4 protein-coding genes are annotated in these 3280 nt (G+C 69.4%); 2 read left to right on the top strand and 2 right to left on the bottom strand.

The genetic code is table 11. The features are described 5' to 3' along the window. Positions 1–93: 93 nt before the first annotated feature. Complete coding sequence (locus ABTZ89_RS37360) at positions 94–711, bottom strand: hypothetical protein (RefSeq protein ID WP_351053922.1); 618 nt, start codon at positions 709–711, stop codon at positions 94–96. A 113-nt stretch (positions 712–824) separates the two neighbouring features. Here ABTZ89_RS37360 and ABTZ89_RS37355 point away from each other — a divergent pair, with 113 nt between their 5' ends. Beyond that, complete coding sequence (locus tag ABTZ89_RS37355; RefSeq protein ID WP_351053919.1) at positions 825–1580, top strand: hypothetical protein; 756 nt, start codon at positions 825–827, stop codon at positions 1578–1580. Between the two features lie 55 nt (positions 1581–1635). Here ABTZ89_RS37355 and ABTZ89_RS37350 read toward each other — a convergent pair whose 3' ends face one another. Continuing rightward, positions 1636–2472, bottom strand: coding sequence for a dienelactone hydrolase family protein (locus ABTZ89_RS37350; RefSeq protein ID WP_351053916.1), 837 nt, complete (start codon positions 2470–2472; stop codon positions 1636–1638). A gap of 116 nt (positions 2473–2588) precedes the next feature. On the opposite strand from ABTZ89_RS37350, the gene ABTZ89_RS37345 reads away from it, so the two are divergent. Beyond that, the coding region (locus tag ABTZ89_RS37345; RefSeq protein ID WP_502949652.1) for a glutamine--fructose-6-phosphate aminotransferase at positions 2589–3280 on the top strand (692 nt) is incomplete at its 3' end.

Genomic DNA, 3280 nt, shown 5'->3' with positions numbered 1-3280 from the left:
AGTGCTCCAGCGGAGACTTGCCCCCGGCGTAGGTGGAGTAGCCGTCGGTGAACGCCGCGAGCAGCGAGGTGCCCAGGCTGGTCGAAGTCGTTTTCACTGGTAGAACTGCACCGGCTGAGCAGGCGCTGCGGCGGCCTTGGGCTTCAGGGCCTTCCGGATGAACGGCAGGAAGACCAACCCGGTCATGACCGCCACTGGGAGCAGCGTCGCGATAGCGGCCCACGAGTAGAACGCGCTCGCGGTGGTTTCACCGTATTCCGGCTCCAGGGTTTGGATCTTGTAGATGACCCGCTCGATGTAGAACCCGATGAAGAGCGCCGTTGAGGCGACGAAAAGCCACGGTGCGATCCAGTGGCGGAGGATGAGGGTGACTCCGCCGGCTGCCAGCGCCACACCACCGGCCACGCAGATGATCATCGTGATCACGTTCTTCGTGGTGGCGAAGTCGGCGATGATGATCAGCGAGACGATGATCGCGATCGCGCCGAGGATGATCGCGAAGACTGGTGATGCGGCACGCTTCGATGGCTGCGGGAACGGCTGGCCGGGGTAGTTCTGCGGATGCCCCTGCTGCTGAAACCCTTGCTGCGGCGAGGGTTGTTGGTAGAACGGCTGCTGCTGATAGCCGGGCGGTGGTCCAGGTTGCTGGGGCTGCCCAGGTGGCGGGCCGGGCTGCTGCGGATGCCCGTAGGGCGGCTGTGGCGACGTCATGGTCGTGATTGTGGCTCGTAGGGACTGGGTTTTGGGCGACGTTCTGGTACACGTCACCCCGGCCTGTCACCTCGCGATCGATCGGCCAATCGCTGGTTGTCTAAGCTCTGGTGGTGCATCCGCAACAGCCGGCTCAGTGGGACCCCCAGCAGGGGCAGGGCTTCCAGCAGCAGCCCCAGTTCCAGCAGCCGCAGCAGTTTCCTCAGCAGCAGCCGCAGTTCCAGCAGTGGCAGCAGGTTCCGAAGAAGAAGAGCCGGGCCGGCTGCATCGTGCTCATCGTGCTCGGCGTGATCTTCCTGCTGGTCGTCGGCGGGATCGCGGGCGGCTACTTCTACTGGCGCAACGGCATCATCAACGAGCCCGCCGGGATGGAGCCCTCGGGCGAGATCGCGGACGCGCCGTGCGACCGGGTCAGCGAAGCCACCTTGCGCGAGCTTCGCACCAGCAACCTCATCGCCCAGTCCACTTCGGATGGTGGCGAGGGCTTCGCGAGCTGCATGTGGCGGGGGACGAAGGGCCAGGACGGCAACAACGAGCGCTACCTGGACATCACCCTGTCCAAGGAGGTGCTCGGCGAGCCCGAGGAGGCCGTCGCGGTGGCCGAGGAGAACTTCGAGAACTACCGGAACACCGACGGTGCGCGCGCGGAGAAGGTGACCGACGTGGAAGGCCCGTGGGACGAGGCGTTCCTGGCCACCGGCACCGAGGTGAAGCAGGCCCTGCTGGTGTTCCGCAAGGGCACCGCCGTCGTCCAGGTCGGCTACGACGGCTACGACAAGGGCTACTCGTGGGAGGACACCCGGATGCCGGCCGCGGATGCGGAGAAGGCCGCCAAGATGGTTGCGGAGGAGTTCGCCGCAGGGCTCTGATCAGCGTCGTGAGTACTTTGGGGCGCTATGGCAACCCAAAGTGCTCACGACCCCGTCAGGCAGCGGTGAGCTCGCCGCGGGTGTGGTCCTGGTCGATCCGGGTGCCCTTGAGGTCGGTGGCCAGCAGGGCCTCGCCGCGGCGGTCACCGGCCAGGGTGCTCAGGAAGTAGGCCGTGAGCAGGGCCTTCGTCGACCGCTGGGTCGCGTACTCGGACTTGCCGTGCAGCACCAGCTGGGTCCAGTGCCTGCCCTCGGTGAAGCCGAGGTGGCTGGCCTTGGGGATGTCGCGCAGCTGCACCGGACCGCCCCAGGCCTGCGAGATCGGCTCGGCGTTGGACACCGCCGGGGCCAGCAGGTCGTTGCCCGCCGCGATGTGCAGACCGGGGACTTTGACCTGAGCCGCGGCCTCGAACGCCGACGGGTGGGTCTCCGCGGCGGCCATCGTTGCGACCGCGCGGATCCGCTCGTCCTCGGCGGCGGCCAGGACCGCGCACCCGCCGCCCATCGCGTGACCGGCGACACCCAGCTTCTTCTCGTCGACGCTGATCTCGCCCTCGCCGAGGCGGACCCCGACGCAGACGTCCAGCGCGGTGCGCAGGTCGGTGGCGAACATCCGGTGCGAGGCGAGCGCCCCGCGCTGCGTCGCCGGGGCGGCGACCACGAAGCCCCACGAGGCGAGGTGCCGGAGCAGGCCCAGGTAGCGGCGCGGCGGCTGCAGCCAGCCGTGGCCGAAAGCGATCGCGGGCAGTCCCAGGCCGCTGCGCGGGGTGCAGACGATGCCCGGCAGGCCGACGAGGGCCAGATCACCGTGCAGCACGTCGTGCGGTCCGCGGCGGGACAGCTCTTCGAACGCGTTCTTCGCGGGCGGGGCCTTCTTGGCAGTGCGGGCCATGGTCAGCAACGTTAGCGGACCTGATCGTGCGCGCGCGGTAGCCGCCACGCACGGGGTTCCCCCGGAGGACCGACTCGGACAGGTTCAGACCATATGGGGTAGCTACGCTGGCTCGAGTGTGCGGCATCGTTGGTTACGTAGGACATCGCCAGGCGCTTGACGTGGTGCTCAACGGGCTCCGGCGGCTCGAGTACCGGGGCTACGACTCGGCGGGCGTGGCACTGCTCGACGGTGCGGGCGGCCTCGCCGTGGAGCGCGCTGCCGGCGCGCTGTCGAACCTGGAGAAGCGGCTCGCCGAAGTCGACGGCGGCCGGTTCGCCGGGCACGCCGGCATGGGTCACACCCGGTGGGCGACGCACGGCGCGCCGACCGACCGCAACGCCCACCCGCACCGCGACGCCAGCGGGCAGGTGGCGGTGGTGCACAACGGCATCATCGAGAACTTCGCCGCGCTGCGCGGCGAGCTCGAAGCCGCCGGCATCGAGATGGCCAGCGACACCGACACCGAGACCGCGGCGCACCTGGTCGCCGCGGCCTACACCAGCGGTCCGACCGCCGGTGACCTCAGCGCCAGCGTCTGCGCGGTCGCGCGCCGCCTGGAGGGCGCGTTCACGCTGGTCGTGACGCACGCCGCTGAGCCGGACAAGGTCGTCGCGGCGCGCCGCTCGTCGCCGCTGGTCGTCGGCGTCGGCGAGGGTGAGCACTTCCTGGCTTCGGACGTCGCGGCGTTCATCGAGCACACCCGCGACGCGGTGGAGCTCGGCCAGGACCAGGTGGTCACCATCACCCGCGACGGCTACCGGGTGAC

It is taken from the genome of Saccharopolyspora sp. NPDC002686 (genome assembly GCF_040295745.1).
Lineage (GTDB): Bacteria > Actinomycetota > Actinomycetes > Mycobacteriales > Pseudonocardiaceae > Saccharopolyspora > Saccharopolyspora oryzae.
This window is presented reverse-complemented; position numbering and strand designations above follow the sequence as displayed.

Bases quoted from the DNA above. Each gene is read 5' to 3' on its own strand.
- ABTZ89_RS37360 (WP_351053922.1), bottom strand. From the start codon at position 711: ATGACGTCGCCACAGCCGCCCTACGGGCATCCGCAGCAGCCCGGCCCG.
- ABTZ89_RS37350 (WP_351053916.1), bottom strand. From the start codon at position 2,472: ATGGCCCGCACTGCCAAGAAGGCCCCGCCCGCGAAGAACGCGTTCGAA.